We start from the raw sequence: 15419 nt of genomic DNA, 5'->3' as shown, positions 1-15419 counted from the left end.
TCTTTTGGATAGCACGTTTGTATTTGGTGAAATTATTTCTATTGCCCATAGCCCAATCGTCTAGCTTTTATACTAATAACCATGAAATTGTACCTATTAAAATTCATCTTTTTGCAGGCTTATGTTTTATCTAGCTTTCTGTTATTCGGTCAATATCAATTTTCATTGCCGGAGGAAACTAGCTATGCAGGCAAGGCGTCAACAGTTATTGGTGATAGCTATGTTCGTCTGGTAAAGGATTTGAAAAAGAATTCATCTTACATCGAATACTACAATCTGAAATCTGGTAAATTAACCAAACGAGTGACGTTGCCCAATAGTATTGGAGCATCAAGTTTTACGGTCGATAATGAAGGTGGTTTTTGGGTGTTTGATGAAGATTCTTTGCGTTTTCTCCACATTGTTAAGGATGAAGTGAAGTACACTGTGCGGCAAGATGTGTTGACAGCCACCCCGGTGGATGGTTATGGCAATTATTTTGCCTTTCTAGATTTTAGTCCGTTGGTTTATTATAAAGGACGCATCTATGTGGTAAACGCTATTGCACGGAATTATGAAGTAAAACTAGGTGATTTAACCAAAAGAGGATTTATTAACGTCTTTACACCAAAATATGGTTCCTTAAAGTACGCCGCAAAAATTCCTTCCAGTTTGTTGACCAATAACTATGGTTATCATGGACGTTTTTCGACGGCCCTAAATGGCAATAAAATAATAATTGCTCCACAGTATTCCAATGAAATAATGATTTACGATTTGGATAAAGAAACGTTGACCGCTGTACAAGGGGCTACTAAAAATAAGTATAGCCAAATTGTAGAGCCTATAGATTTAAAACAATTGGATAAGAAGCCTGAGGAGCTTAGCAGACAACAAGCGCATGCTTTATCACTAAAGCATTATAGTGAAAATAATAACTACATAGCAATTTTATATGACCAACAACGAAAGCGTTATTATCGATTGTTGCAGGAGAAAGTACCCTCTCAAGCTTATGCCTTAACGGTTGTCGTATTGGATGATAAATTTAATTACGTAACCCATAAAGACCTCGGTTCGAAATATAAATTTGATGGAGCCTTTGTGGCTAAAGAAGGTCTACAGCTATTAAATTATCAGGAGTATGTAAAGGATAATCGTAAGCTGACTTTTGATTTGATAAGTTTTAAGTAAATCTCTTTTAACGTTAATCAACGATTACTATGAAGAAGAAATTGTATAGGCTATTTATCCTTTTGTTCTGGTCTGTGGGAGTGCAAGGGCAAGCCATTAAATCCACGATTCATGAAAATCCTGTATATCGGGTTTATTATGAGCACCATCATGTGCGCGATGAGAATAATAAGGATGAGGTGTATAAAGAGTTGATGCTGCTGAAGGTGGGAACCGAACATGCCCAGTTTATCAGCTATGATAAGGTGTTGTCGAAAGCTGTTTTACAGAAACAGGTTGTTCAAGAGTTCGATATGGGAAAAGAGCAAGTAAATATTACAAGAGGTAAAGTCGTTATTCCTGATGAAATTATCATCTCCTATAATACAAATCAAGCGCTTGTTGATGCGTATATCAGCAGGCACTATGTATATCCCGAGATACTTAGTCCGATAGACTGGCAGCTGGTGGACAGCATTCGTACGATTGCCGGAATCCCTTGCAGTTTTGCGACGGCCCAATATGCCGGGCGCGATTGGAAAGTTTGGTTTTCCTTGGAGCATGCTATTCCGGCGGGTCCATGGTTCCTTCGTGGGCTACCGGGGCTGATTGTGGAGGCGGTTGATAATCGTGGTGAGGTTAAATATTTATTTTCTAGACTAGAGCCTGCAGAAACTAAAAATGAAGTACTAGACTACTTGCCACAATACAAACCTATACAGCTAAGTGCTACTGAAAGTTCCGTTGTAACAGATAAAGCCGATTTTGAGAAAAAAGCATATCTGGCCAAGACCAATCCAAATTTATTTAAGAAAGAAATAGATAATCCTTTGATGTATTCATTAGGTGGAGGATTTGACCTCGGTGTCTCCAATGATAAATCGTGGAATGTAGTTATTCCGAATCCCATCGCTTTATCGAAACTTTAATGTGTTATTTAATTAAGATACTCATTCACTTTTAATCAACGCTTGCTATCATGAAGAAATTGTATAAGCTATTTATCTTTTTGGTTATGCCTCTTGCAGTTTACTCTCAAAGCATTAAATCTACGATTCATGAAAAGCCTGTTTATCGGGTTTATTATGAGCACCATCATGTGCGCAATGAGAATAAAAAGGATGAGGTGTATAAAGAATTGATGTTGCTGAAGGTGGGAACAGAACATTCACAGTTTATCAGCTATGATATGGTTTTGTCGAAAGCTGTTTTACAGAAACAAGTCCTTCAGGAGCTCGACATGGGAAAAGTACAGGTGAATATGATTGCGGGAAAGATTATTATTCCCGAGGAATTTATTATCTCCTACAATACTAATCAAGCACTTGTTGATGCGTATATCAGCAGGCATTATATTTATCCCGAGACACTTAATCCGATAGACTGGCAATTGGTGGATAGCACCCGTACCATTGTCGGTATCCCTTGCAGTTTTGCAACGGCCCAATATGCAGGGCGCGATTGGGAAGCTTGGTTTTCCTTGGAGCATGCTATTCCGGCGGGTCCATGGTTTCTTCGTGGGTTACCGGGCTTGATTGTGGAAGCGGTCGATAGTCGTGGTGAAGTTAAATATTTATTTTCTAGACTAGAGCCTGCCGATACTGAAAATGAAGTATTAGACTACTTGCCGCAATACAAACCTATTCAGTTAAGTTCTGCTGACGGTTCAATTATTACTGATAAGGCCGACTTTGAGAAAAAAGCACATTTGGCTAAGATAAATCCTAAGTTGTTTAAGGAAGATGTAGATAATCCTTTGACAGCCTCAGGATTAGGTGGAGGGTTTGACTTAGGTATTTCGAATAATAAATCGTGGAATGTCGTTATTCCGAATCCTATCGCTTTATCGAAACCTTAATGTGGAAACTTCTTATACTTTTTATGTTAATGGCTGTGGACGTTTTGGCACAGCAAAGTATTGGTGGTAAGGTACTCAACCAAGAGGGGAAGCCCATTGCTGGTGGTTCCATTTTACTGAAGATGGAGGATAAAATTTTACGCTTTACGCGTACCAATGACCAAGGAGAGTTTGCCTTGTCGTATGATTTTCAGTCACTCTCTAAGGCTGCGGTGTTGGAATTTAATCATATTGCCTACGAAAAGCAAAGTGTAGCCTACGACAGCAAGTTGTCTTATTACAACATTACAAGTGCGGCTAAGGTTCGACAGATTGAAGAAGTCTATGGTAAAGCCGTGCCTATACGACAAAAAGGAGATACCTTGGTGTATCAGGTGGGTGCTTTTGCCGATTCTATCGACCGTAGTATAGGCGACGTGCTCAGCAGGATGCCCGGCTTTGCGGTGAGCGATGCTGGTAAAATTAGCTACAATGGGCAGTCTATAAGTCAGCTGATGGTTGATGGTGATGACCTATTCGGTAATAAATATGGGGTAGGTACCAACAATATCAAAGCTGATATTATCTCAGCCGTTGAGGTATACCGAAATCATCAACCTATAAAAGCTTTAAAAGACCGCATATCAAGCAATGATGTGGCTATAAATTTAAAGGTTAAGTCTGGTGCCGCGGCCCAATGGTTAGCAACAGTTTCCGCTGCTGCGGGATTACCCAAACAATACCTCCTAGAAGTTCATACCACACGGTTTAAGGCTAGTTTTAAGTCTTTGAATAGCCTCTTTTTAAACAATATAGGGAAAGATGTGAAAGAGGGGATGCAGGATTTAGGTGGATATGAGCAGGGGGCTAATCTGTCACCCTATTACCTGCGAAACGGAATTAATGCCGCCGCCGAGCTCCCTTCCTCCAATTTTTATGACAATAGAGGAATTGCTTTGTTGTCTAATCATTTCCTGAAATTGGGAAAAGAATGGAATATACGTGCCAATTTAGGCCTTTCGGCCGATAAAAAACTGCTGAGCTCATCTTTTCGACAGGATTATCTGCTTTCGGATGAAAATTTGTTTTACCTAGAAACAGCACAACTAACGAGTAAGCCTTTCGATGTTGATTTTAGACTTTCCCTACTGAAAAATGTAGAGCGTAATTATTTTGTCAATAACTTGAATGTGCAATATGGGCGTGTTAATACGGCAAATGAAGCGCTAACAGGAGTTGTTTCCGTTTGGGAGCGATTGCTGCAAGAACGCTATGTGCTGTTGAATGATTTACAATTTGTGCCTAATGGTAAAAGCGCGAATACTTGGCGTTTTAATTGGAAAACGAAACTCGATAGAAGCCCTGAAAATTTAAAGGTCATATCTTCCGAAGAATTACCCATTCTCCTTCCTTTTGAGCTAAGTGGTAACCCTCGGCAAGATGTGCGTAAATCACGATTTGAGACGAGTCTTTCTGCAAATTATATGTTGAAGCCGTGGAAGAATATACAACAGAGCTATGGCGTAGTTTTGGAAATAGACCATCAGCAGTTGGACGCTAAGTTACAGACAGATAACGAAGGAGCCATACGTTCACCTTTTAACTTTGTAAACGATTTGAATTGGGATATTCAACGGGTGAAAACATTGTCTACTTTTAGCTATACCAAAAGAAAGAGCCTACTTTCGCTGAAAGTGCCTTTGGGTTGGCAAGGTATAGGCTATAAAGATGAACCACAAGCTTTGAAAAGTAGGAAAGACTTACTGCTTTTCACACCTCGTTTAGATTTTAACTACCGTCCCGTTCGGAATCATCGTTTTTTAGCCTCACTATGGCGCGAACAAAAAGTAGGCGAAATCTCGGATGTTTTTGCGGCTTATATTATGAATAGTTTTCGGTCGGTGCAGAAGTCAGCTTCTACGCTGCCCTATTCGCGTACTCATAACCTAATTGCATTTTATTCCATTGAATCACCACAGAAGATGTTGTTTGTCAATGTGAACTACAACTGGAGCCGCGAGTTTCGAAATGTGATAAGCTCCGTGCAAGCCGATAGTGTGGCGGAACAGTTGGGCTATATTTCCGGAAATAATTCGGTGACAAGCCAAACCGTGAATGCCGACATCAGTAAATACCTCAACTTCCTGCGGGCAACTTCGTCCTTGGGGGTGAGTTTTAATGATAGAAATAGTACACGTTTATTCAATGGGGAAAGCTATAACTATGTGCTACGTAACTACCTCTTAAAACCTACATTGGCCGGTCGTTTGGTTGGTGTTCAATGGAAATATGTCGGTAGTTTGCAGTGGAATAAAGGACATCAACGCGAGAGCATTCGTGTTGATGAAGGATACATTAGTCAACATAATTTGAGCTTATCCTATACCTACCGGTCGCGGGCGTTTCTTACCCTGCGGGGAAATTCTATGTACCTAAAAAATAATGGAAATGAGTTTTCTTTCCTAAATGCGGATGGAACGATTCGGTATAAATTGAATAAAAAAATGGACTATGAGTTTACGATGCAAAATATCTTCAATCAGAAAGATTTCTCTACTTATCATCTGTATGAAGGTACCTCCGTCAATCAGAGCTACCGATTGCGCGGTCGGATGGCATTCCTCAAAGTCAATTGGAGCTTTTAGTTTGTCGAGCATACTTTTTGAAAATACTACGCTAAATAAAAAGGAGCAACATTTTCACTGTTGCTCCTTTTTGTATTTATTTCCAGCCTCCGCCGAGGGCTTTGTACAAGACAATTTGGTTAATCATCTTCTCTTTTAAGATATCCACCTGCGACTCTTGAGCCAAGATAATATCTTTTTGAGCGGTGATGATATCCAGATAACTTACGCGGCCAGCGATAAATAATTCTTCAGCCGCCATAATAGCATCTGAAAGTGCGGTCACCTGTTGGTTGATAATCTCGTGTCGTTCAGCAATAGTTTGCTGCGTCTTTAAGGTCAATGAAACCTCATTAACGGCATGGAGAATAACCTTTTCATATTCTAGGAAACCAATTTCATAATTCGCTTTCATCGTTTGATAGTTTGCTTGTAGCTCGCGCTGACGAAAGATAGGTATTGTAACCGAGCCTAATAGACCATATGTTAATGATTTATCTACGTTGAATAGCTTATCAATACTAAAAGTTTGTAGGCCTAAGTAAGGAGCCAGAGCTACCGATGGTAGGTGCGAAAGTCTAGCCACTTCGAGGTCATTATATTTGGCCTGTAGTTCCATGCCTGCTTGGCGGATGTCGAGCCTGTTGTTTAGTAGGTCATCCAAACTGCCAACCGTCAGCTGTGCGAAAAGCATGGTGTCGATATCGGCAACCGCACTTCGGCTGATAGGTTGATATATACGGCCTAAAAGCTGATTAATCTGGTGCTCGTAGTTTAATATCTCCTGCCGTGCAAGTGCGGCTCTTGCTTTGGATTCCGCAAGGATAGATTTAAACTGCTGCACCGCTAGCTCATCTGCGCGACCAGCTTCCTTTTGTGCTTCCACAATAGCAAGCGCTCGCTCATGTAATACAATATTATTTTGATAGACCTTAATTTTACGGTCTAGACTCAATAGTTCATAATAAGCCGATGAAACGCCCGTAATTAAGGAGGTTTCTAGCAAACGTGTCGTCTCGTATTCTGCGAGTAGGCTCATGTAGGCCGATTCTCTACGGTTTCTTAATTTCCCCCATAAATCGATTTCCCAAGAAGAACGCACGCCAACAAAATAATCCGGAATAAAGGGTTCTGGAATCATCTCATCGGATTTCAGGTTTTCCGAAAAGTTTGAATCGTAATTACCAATACCCGATTCCGTATAGTGGCCATACTTACGCAAGCCGGCTTCTACAGCAGCATCCAAGGTGGGATAAAGCGATGCTTTTTTCTGTCTGAAATTTGCCTGTGCGATGTTTATGCGATACAAAGCTTGTTTCAGGTCTTTATTGTTTTTCAGCGCCGTATCGATTAAGGCTACTAATTGCGCATCTTGAAATACTGTTTTCCACGATAGGTTAGCGATGCTGCTGGAATCTGTTAATAAGGCTTTCGACTCTACTTTCAAGGTTTCTTCCACTTCATTTTTACTAATTTTCTGTGGCACATTACAAGCCGAGAAGAAAAAGAATAAGGCAATAATGGAAACAACCTTTGTCGCTTTGGCCCTTTTAGAAAACAAAACCACTAAGCCTGGGATAATGATAACCCCTAAAATTGTTCCGATAACCATTCCGCCGACAGAGGCGGTACCGATGGTTCGGTTACCAATAGCACCGGCACCATTGGCCAACATCAATGGAATTAAACCTGCCGCAAAGGCGAAGGAAGTCATTAAAATAGGACGCAAACGGGCTACAGCACCATCAATGGAAGCTGTCAAGATGTCCTTGCCTTGTTTATACTGTAGGTTCGCATACTCTACGATAAGAATCGCATTTTTACCGAGCAAACCAATAAGCATCACGAGAGCTACCTGTGCGTAGATGTTGTTTTCCAATCCAAATGCTTTTAAGAAAATAAAAGCGCCAAATATACCTGCAGGTAAACACAAGATAACAGGCAGAGGGAGTAGGAAACTTTCATACTGCGCCGCTAAAAGTAGGTATACGAAAACTAAACACAGCAAGAAGATATAAACGGCTTGATTTCCAGATATTTTTTGCTCACGCGTCATACCCGACCATTCAATGTCATAACCTTGCGGCAGATTTTTCGCCACGCGCTCGACAGCTTCTATCGCCTGCCCCGAACTAAATCCTGGTGCTGCCTGTCCGGTAATCATCGCTGAGTTGAACATGTTGTAACGCGTAATTTGTTCTGGACCACGTATTTTTTCCATCTTCATAAAAGAAGAGTACGGCACCATCTCGCCATCTTTTGTTTTTACATACAAATTTAGGACGTCCTCAGGTTTCTGGCGCGAGAAAGCATCCGACTGTACCATAACTTTGTACATCTGCCCATAGCGGATGAAATTGGTTGCATACTGGCTACCCAGTAGCGTTTGCAAAGTATTCATCGAGTTCTCTACCGAGATACCTTTCTTAGCTGCCAAATCGTAATCGATGTTCAGCATATATTGTGGGAAGTTCACATCAAAGGTGGTACTGGTACTTTCTATTACGGGGTCATCGTTTAAAGCTGTAATAAAATCTTCGAGTACTTGACTGGTTTGATTAAGGTCTTCATTGCCACTTTTGTCTAATAAGCGAAGTTCAAATCCCGAAGAGTTACCAAAGCCGGGAACTGTTGGTGGAGGGAAGAATTCAATCTCCGCGTCAGCTATATTTTCTGTTTGCTCCCGCAGAACTTTAATAACATCATCTACCGATTCGCTACGGTCAGACCATGTTTTCAAGTTAATCATACCCATACCGTAGGATGCACCTGATACTTCCGTTACAATGCTGTAGCCGGCTAAAGTAGATACGGTCTCTACTACGTCAAGTGAACGTGCAATGGAGTCAATCTCATCTAGCGCTTTTTCTGTACGGTCTACGGTAGCGCCAGGAGGCGTCGTAACGGCTACATAAATCATCCCTTGGTCTTCCGTAGGAATAAAACCGGAAGGTAAGATACTCGCCGAACCCCAGGTTAAAACAAAAAGAATAGCAAGTGTTGCTAAGGTAACGACTCTCCGTCCGGCGATACGTACCAATAGACTTTTGTATCCACCGCTAAGCTTGTCGTAACGCTGGTTGAAAGCCTTGAAAAAACGTGTTAAGAGCCCTTTGCTTTCCTTTTTATCGTGTGGCGACTTGAGGATGATGGCACATAGGGCAGGGGTCAACGTCAACGCGTTGATACCTGAAATAACAATAGAGCCCGCCAGCGTAAGGGAGAACTGTCTGTAGAATATACCTACAGGGCCCTCCAGAAAGGCGACCGGAACGAATACCGCCGACATAACTAACGTAATAGCGATAACGGCGGAACCTACTTCTTTCATCGCTGCGATGGTTGCTTCTAGTGGTGCTAGGTGTTCTTCTTCCATCTTGGCATAGACGGCCTCGACGACGACAATACCGTTGTCGACGACAATCCCGATGGCGAGAACCAATGCAAATAGGGTCAATAAGTTGATAGAGAAGCCCATCATTTGCATGAAAAATAAAGCCCCAATTAAACTTACAGGTACCGCTAAAATTGGGATAATAGTAGCTCTAAAATCTTGTAAGAAGATAAAAACAACAAGAAATACAAGTATAAAAGCCTCTAGCAGGGTTATTAAAACGCTGGATATCGATGCATCCAAGAAACGCGAAACATCGTAACCCATGGTATAGGTCATCCCCGGAGGGAAGGTTGTTCCTTTGAGCTCTTCCATGCGGTCCTTAACACTCTGAATTACATCTTGTGCATTGGAACCTGGCAATTGTTTTAGCATGATGGAAGCCGATGGTCTGCCGTCGGTCTTCGATACCATTTCATAGTCAAGCGAACCAAATTCTACGTCTGCCACATCTTTAACACGGATAATCGACCCATTGGCGTTTGCACGAATAGGAACGTTCTCGTATTGGCTTACTTCGGTAAATTTACCCGGGTAGCGCAACACATATTGCTGCATATTTATCGCCTTATCGGAACTGATACCTGTTTGTCCTGGTGCTGCTTCGATATTCTGTCTGCGTAAAGCTTCGACAAGCTCATCAGTCGATATGGAGTAGGCAGAAAGCCTATCGGGTTTTACCCAAATACGCATGGCATAATCTTTCATACCCATGATTTGTGCAAATCCAACACCTTCAATTCTTTTCAGCTCTTTCAGAACATTGATATCCGTGAAATTGTAGATAAAGCGTTCGTCAGCGGTTTCATCATCCGTATAGAGGTTTAAGTACATCAACATACTATTTACCTCTTTTTCTGTGGTTACACCGGCCTTGATAACCTCTTCCGGCAACTCATCGAGAACGGTCGTTACACGGTTTTGTACGTTTACGGCAGCGATATCAGGGTCTACACCAACTTTAAAAAATACTTGAATCAGTGTCGTACCATTATTGGTGGATACTGAATTCATATACGTCATACCAGCAACCCCGTTAATAGCACGTTCCAAAGGAATAGCTACTGCGTTGGTACTTACTTCCGCATTGGCTCCAGTATAATTTGCTGTGACCACCACCGATGGCGGTACGATATCAGGAAACTGCGTGATAGGCAGTGTAAATAGGGATAATAACCCGAGAAGGGTTATAAAAATCGATATGACCAGCGATAGTACTGGTCTTTTTATGAACGTTTCAAACATCTATTTCTGACCTCCTATATTTGTTACTTGCACTTCTTTAGGCTTTATTGTCATGCCGTCACGTAGGCTTTGAACGCCTTCATATACTACTTTGGTATTTGGTGCAAGGCCTTCTTCAACGATGTAGTAATGGCCTACACGTTGACCCGGTTTGAAAGGTGTCATTTTGATTATATTGTCTTTAACGACGAATACATAAGGCTTATCTTGTATCTCTAATACCGATTTTTGATGCACAAAGGTTAGGTTTCCAGTGCTTGTAGGTACCGCGATACGACCCGAGGCTCCATGTTTCAGTAGTCGGTTTGGGTTGTCAAACTTAGCACGTAGGGAAATAGAACCCGTGCTCGCCTCAAATTCACTCTCTACAATTTCGGCAACACCCGGATAAGGGTATAGCTCGCCATTTGCAAGAATTAATCGTACATCGCGTTTAAAGTTATGTCTGTCAAAAGTTGGGTCGGAGGCAATTGCTAAGTACTCTGTTTCCGAAATATCGAAGTAAACATTTACACGTTGTAAATCGGAAATTGTCGTTATTAATGCGCCTTCGGCTAATAAAGAACCTTCTTTAAGCAATAGACGGTCTATTCTTCCATCGAAAGGGGCACGTATTTTTGTGTGTGCTAATTTACTGCTCGCTTGGTTAACAATGGCTTCTGCCTCGGCTACTTTCGAAAATGCAGCACGCAGTTGTAAGGCTAACAAATCGGACTCCGTCTTACTTACAATATTTTTATCAACCAGTTTTTTTGTACGCTCGATTTCGAGCTCTATTTTTTTTACTTCTGCCTTGGCATTATTTAAGATGGCTTTGGCCTGAGCTAAATTAGCGCTGTACTCATCTTCATTTAAAGCGAATAGCACTTGTCCTTTTTTAACAGGTGCGCCCTCATCTACATAAATGCGGTCTAAAAAGCCTGCTAAACGGGAGCGTAGCTCTACGTTGCGCTGTGATTGTATATCCGCAATATATTCTTTGTAGATGATCGTGTCCATCTGTACCAGATTGCTGACAGGTACCGTTTTAATTTGCGGTTCTTTTTTGTTTTCATTGCTTACAGCTGTACATGCCGCAAAAAATAAGCTAATCCCCAATAATGAGAACAGCACGTGTTTTTTGTTCATAACAAATATGAATTTTAAATAATAAAATTTTAAGAAATAAGGAATTGACCTACAAAGAATAATGCAGGTTTATATAGCGATGCTATAGGGAATTAGAACGGGAAAAAACGGTACAGAAAAGTATAGTATCCGGGTTGCGGTAGTCTATTGAAGGAATAGACCGGATGTTTGATGATGCGCTCGAAAAGAAGAAGCTTGCGGCATAGCCACGTGAGAATAAAAAATAACGGTATCAGCAAGATGGTTTTCACCATATTGCTATAGTCATCAAACATCAACTCTGGAAGTTTTTCGCTGTGCGACTCAAAGTTCAGCACATCTTCAAATAAAACTTCCAATAAGCTGTCCGTTGCTGTGATAGGTGTCATTTCTGCCACATCAGCATACTTCACCTCAAAACTTAGCAAGTTGAGGTAACCAAATAAGGCTAAAAAGTGAAGCAATTTAAACATCGTGGGCAAAGATAAGGAAGCTAAACCGGGAAAGCCACCCTTTAATGTAAAAATAACATGATTAACTTCTGCTAGGGCAGCCCTTTTTTATGATGTTTGTACTGGAGGCTTTTTATCTGGAAGTTTGCCCAAAAGCAGGATTGTCGAAAATATAGGTGATTTTATGGATGATGCGCCCGAGTTGTTGAATCTGTTGGAAAATGAGAAAAAGATGAACAACAAAGTGTTTATAGAGTATATTAAGCGCTACAATGAGTTTAAAAAGAATAACGATAAGGAGGCTGCCGATTATGGGACGAAGTTATTTTAAAGGTCATAACACGAACCGTACGCTATAGTATTATTTTTAATAAGCTCGATCAACAATCGGGCTTATTACTTTTTTAAACCACTTATGTGAATTTGGTGAGTTTTTTAAATGCAATTGATTTTAACTGTTAATTTTATAATCATATAAAATTAAAAATTACTCTTTTTGATTTTATATGATTTTCTTGTATCGGTGGAAAGAATGGCCTTAAAGCAAAAAAGCAACTCTTTAGAGTTGCTTTTGTAGCCCGTAGGGGAATCGAACCCCTGTTTCTAGAATGAAAATCTAACGTCCTAACCCCTAGACGAACGGGCCATTGTTTTTGGTGATGCAAATATAGATAAAAAATCAAATATTACCAATTTGAATAGATAAAAAGCGCCTTTTTTTACTAACTCTTTGTTTTTAAGCGACTAATTTTTTGAAATTTATTATTGCCTTTATCCCGCTACCTACTTTTCTAGAGGACTTACCTTCCCTTTGGTTGCTCACCATCGTGCTACTTCCTGTTTTTAAACATGACAACACCGAAATATCCATAGATAGAATATGTCGATAACCAGCTATAGTAGAATTTCGACCTCATAATTTTACGGTAAAAAATAAAAATCTCACTTTTATTTTTTGATTAACGATAAATTAATAAAAGTATATTATTTTTGTTACCAATATGTTTGTGCGATTATCTGCCCCCCTAAAAGCAGAAAATCAGCTCAAAATACATCTGCCAAAGAATTAACAATCAATTTAATAATCATACTCATGGATGAATTACCTCCGCACCAGGTCAAGTTGTGCCCATTATGTAAAAGAGGTCATTTGCAAGATCGCGTGCCTCGCGCTCAATGGGTAAAAACTTTCTTCTTTTTTTTACCACTCAAACGATTTAAATGCTATGCCTGCTATAAGAGGCCTTATATCTGGGAAAAATAAACATAGATATATTAAGTGTAGACCTATTTTTTAGGACACGTTATAATAGTATGCAATGATTAACGTAGAAGAGCAAGAGATTCGGTTTTATTTCCTGCTTTTCTACGTGCTGACTTTTATTAGTTTACTGCTGTTACGGTATAGCCTTTGGATTGTAGTAATGGAATTAACCCTTGCTCCCCGAGTAGATGACCCGCTCCGACAGCTATGAAGCATGATTCTTGTTTAATCAGTGCTGGAATAAGAGTCACCCAGTTTTTATTTCTATCATTTAATAATTTCTCTTTTTGTTCCTTGCTCATCCATGTCGGGTCTTGAATCAGCTTTGTCAATTCTGCTAGATTTTCGCTTTTATAAGCGTTTACCATTTTGGCCGTCAAGTCAGGATATTTATCCAACTGAAACACTGACTCCATAAAAAGCTTGGGTGTAATCAGGTCTTTAAGCATTGAAAATTGAAATTCTGGCGTTTCAAGTTCTCCAACTGTTTTGCCTTGCGTGTGCGCTAATGCTAATAATTCTGCTTCAAAGGATTTTAGCTGTCTCGGGTCAGGGCAATTGAAACTTTTCATGGAGAAGAGAGAGACCGCGGTGATAGGTGAAACATAGTCTAATATCTTTATGGAGAACTGCTCTGCGGTTAACACACTATCCATTTTTCTGATTTCCTCTTCTGAATAGGCCTTTATGAAATCGGGGTCGGGCGAAGTATATTTCTGGATGATAGACATATTTTCTGCCTTTGAAAGGTCTACTTCGAAAATAACTTTTTGACTAGCTGCTAGTGCTGTCAAGTTTTTCTGCTTGATTTCAAAGTCTTCCGGACATAGCATATGTATAGTGCCAAATAGGTAAGAATCTTGCTTTAGGCCATTGCCCGAAATTTTCCATAGCAAGGAATTGCTTTGTGCAAAGCTGAGCGATATTATAAAGAAGAATAAAAAGAAAAGAATAAGGTTTTTTTTCATGTCATTACTTATGATGGTTTTCTTTTTAAAAGTACGTACTAACGACGGTTTTATAATAAACCACGGTCATGTTTTTTATTATCAAAGTAATATATGCTATAGTCGCGCTTTTAATGAATTAGTTTACTATCTTCAATAAGAATTATGAAGATTAAAGAACTGATGCTGTCCAGATAAGTTGATAGACTTTCAAGAAAGTAGGTTGGATCGCAGGTGACAAGGTTGCTTATTTTGGCAAGTATAGGTTAGAAGTATAGCTAAAATTCTATTTGTAATGAGAAAGAAAACATCTTTACTTTTAAGTCTCTTTTTCTTATCAACTTATTTTTTGGTCGCACAATCCGTCGATCAGCAGAAAAATATTGACCAAAATATAATTAATATACGTGTTTCAATTAGGGATACTAGCAATAATCCATTTTTTTTAAGCAAGAAAAACTGAAAGAAGTATGGGGGCTGTTCCGAAATGACAAACTCCATGAAATACGATTACGCTATCGAGATCACAATACTGATTTTTGGGATAGTGAATTCTACGATATGAATTTTGAGGGGGACGTATACGTATTCAACAATAAATATAAAAACAGTATCCGCTTCGTCGAACCCCAAATAGATGTTCAGCAGATTTATGGAAAGAAAATAGAATGTCTAAACAGTAAAGTACTTAGAACAATTATTCGCCAAGATTCTGTGATATTTAATTTTAAACTGGAATGTCTAGGAAATGGTATAAACAGAGACATCCCCGTTCGTACAGAACTGGGTGTACCAGCAAAATATTCTGGTGATTTGAAAAAACTCTGTTCGGCAGTAGAAAAACAGTTCGCTGATATTAATACTACATTTGGTATTGATTCAATTGTTGTTTTTCGTGGTGTAGTTGATGTGAGTGGAGATTTGAGTGGTTTGATTCTAGAAGCTGGCGAGCAATCTGCATTTTCCGATGCTGTAAAAGATGTACTAAAATTTTCGCAAAGAACTCCAACATTAAGAGAACGCAAGTATTGGGTACCTGCTAAAATCGAGAGAGGCCCTGTAAAGTCAAACATTAGGATTTATGCTAGACTTAATGGAGATGGAAGTGTTACGTTGTCCACACCCCATTTACTGGGGACACTTTCTGTTTGGTACTAAATTAAGGTAACGATGAAGCTCTTTCGATTAATGACTATTGCAAGTTATTAAAGACAATGCCGTAAAGTAGAGAAAAATAATTTTTTATTTACAGTCAATTGTAGTTTTTCCGCATTTGATTTTAGAATCTTATATGACGAAACGTTACTTTTTGAGAATTTTAATGATTCTCTTAAATAATGGTCTAAAAACAAAAAAAGCAACTCATTTGAGTTGCTTTTGTAGCCCGTAGGGTAATA

10 protein-coding genes and 1 tRNA gene are annotated in these 15419 nt (G+C 39.7%); 6 read left to right on the top strand and 5 right to left on the bottom strand.

The features are described from left to right. Positions 1 to 81 precede the first annotated feature (81 nt). Genes WH223_RS12590 through WH223_RS12575 form a run of 4 tightly spaced genes read left to right on the top strand, consistent with a single transcriptional unit; the run spans position 82 to position 5634 of the window. Positions 82 to 1173 (top strand): DUF4221 family protein, encoded by a 1092-nt coding sequence (locus WH223_RS12590; protein WP_340048059.1) that lies wholly within the window; start codon positions 82 to 84, stop codon positions 1171 to 1173. 29 nt (positions 1174 to 1202) lie between these two features. Further along, positions 1203 to 2081, top strand: coding sequence for a GLPGLI family protein (locus WH223_RS12585; RefSeq protein WP_340048058.1), 879 nt, complete (start codon positions 1203 to 1205; stop codon positions 2079 to 2081). A gap of 50 nt (positions 2082 to 2131) precedes the next feature. Further along, entirely contained in the window at positions 2132 to 3010 is an 879-nt protein-coding gene (locus WH223_RS12580; RefSeq protein WP_340048057.1) for a GLPGLI family protein, read from the top strand. Next, positions 3010 to 5634 carry a TonB-dependent receptor gene (locus tag WH223_RS12575; protein WP_340048056.1) on the top strand — a complete coding sequence of 875 codons (2625 nt, stop codon included), beginning with the start codon at positions 3010 to 3012 and terminating at the stop codon, positions 5632 to 5634. The genes WH223_RS12580 and WH223_RS12575 overlap by 1 nt, the downstream gene beginning before the upstream one ends. 76 nt (positions 5635 to 5710) lie before the next feature. On the opposite strand, the gene WH223_RS12570 is transcribed toward WH223_RS12575, so the two are convergent. The 3 genes from WH223_RS12570 to WH223_RS12560 form a co-directional block, all read right to left on the bottom strand. After that, on the bottom strand, positions 5711 to 10252 hold the full coding sequence (locus WH223_RS12570; protein WP_340048055.1) for an efflux RND transporter permease subunit: 4542 nt from the start codon (positions 10250 to 10252) through the stop codon (positions 5711 to 5713). Beyond that, positions 10253 to 11380, bottom strand: coding sequence for an efflux RND transporter periplasmic adaptor subunit (locus WH223_RS12565; RefSeq protein ID WP_340048054.1), 1128 nt, complete (start codon positions 11378 to 11380; stop codon positions 10253 to 10255). 92 nt (positions 11381 to 11472) lie between these two features. Beyond that, positions 11473 to 11832 (bottom strand): hypothetical protein, encoded by a 360-nt coding sequence (locus WH223_RS12560; RefSeq protein WP_340048053.1) that lies wholly within the window; start codon positions 11830 to 11832, stop codon positions 11473 to 11475. Between the two features lie 124 nt (positions 11833 to 11956). Between WH223_RS12560 and WH223_RS12555 the strand changes: the two genes are divergently transcribed. Beyond that, positions 11957 to 12142, top strand: a complete 186-nt coding sequence (locus WH223_RS12555) for a hypothetical protein (protein WP_340048052.1) — start codon at positions 11957 to 11959, stop codon at positions 12140 to 12142. 243 nt (positions 12143 to 12385) lie between these two features. Here the strand turns inward: WH223_RS12555 and WH223_RS12550 are convergent. Both WH223_RS12550 and WH223_RS12545 read right to left on the bottom strand, forming a co-directional pair. Beyond that, positions 12386 to 12457 (bottom strand) — tRNA-Glu (locus tag WH223_RS12550). A gap of 737 nt (positions 12458 to 13194) precedes the next feature. After that, on the bottom strand, positions 13195 to 14043 hold the full coding sequence (locus WH223_RS12545; protein ID WP_340048051.1) for a TraB/GumN family protein: 849 nt from the start codon (positions 14041 to 14043) through the stop codon (positions 13195 to 13197). A gap of 540 nt (positions 14044 to 14583) precedes the next feature. Here WH223_RS12545 and WH223_RS12540 point away from each other — a divergent pair. After that, on the top strand, positions 14584 to 15180 hold the full coding sequence (locus WH223_RS12540; protein WP_340048050.1) for a hypothetical protein: 597 nt from the start codon (positions 14584 to 14586) through the stop codon (positions 15178 to 15180). The last annotated feature ends 239 nt before the right edge of the window (positions 15181 to 15419 follow it).

Origin of the sequence: Sphingobacterium sp. MYb382 (assembly GCF_037572665.1) — a bacterium.
Classification (GTDB): domain Bacteria; phylum Bacteroidota; class Bacteroidia; order Sphingobacteriales; family Sphingobacteriaceae; genus Sphingobacterium.
Note: the sequence above shows the minus strand (reverse complement) of the source record. Positions and strands in the feature narration are given on the sequence as shown.

Coding starts and splice junctions, on each gene's coding strand:
- WH223_RS12590 (WP_340048059.1), top strand. CDS start 82: ATGAAATTGTACCTATTAAAATTCATCTTTTTGCAGGCTTATGTTTTA.
- WH223_RS12585 (WP_340048058.1), top strand. CDS start 1,203: ATGAAGAAGAAATTGTATAGGCTATTTATCCTTTTGTTCTGGTCTGTG.
- WH223_RS12580 (WP_340048057.1), top strand. CDS start 2,132: ATGAAGAAATTGTATAAGCTATTTATCTTTTTGGTTATGCCTCTTGCA.
- WH223_RS12575 (WP_340048056.1), top strand. CDS start 3,010: ATGTGGAAACTTCTTATACTTTTTATGTTAATGGCTGTGGACGTTTTG.
- WH223_RS12570 (WP_340048055.1), bottom strand. CDS start 10,252: ATGTTTGAAACGTTCATAAAAAGACCAGTACTATCGCTGGTCATATCG.
- WH223_RS12565 (WP_340048054.1), bottom strand. CDS start 11,380: ATGAACAAAAAACACGTGCTGTTCTCATTATTGGGGATTAGCTTATTT.
- WH223_RS12560 (WP_340048053.1), bottom strand. CDS start 11,832: ATGTTTAAATTGCTTCACTTTTTAGCCTTATTTGGTTACCTCAACTTG.
- WH223_RS12545 (WP_340048051.1), bottom strand. CDS start 14,043: ATGAAAAAAAACCTTATTCTTTTCTTTTTATTCTTCTTTATAATATCG.
- WH223_RS12540 (WP_340048050.1), top strand. CDS start 14,584: ATGAATTTTGAGGGGGACGTATACGTATTCAACAATAAATATAAAAAC.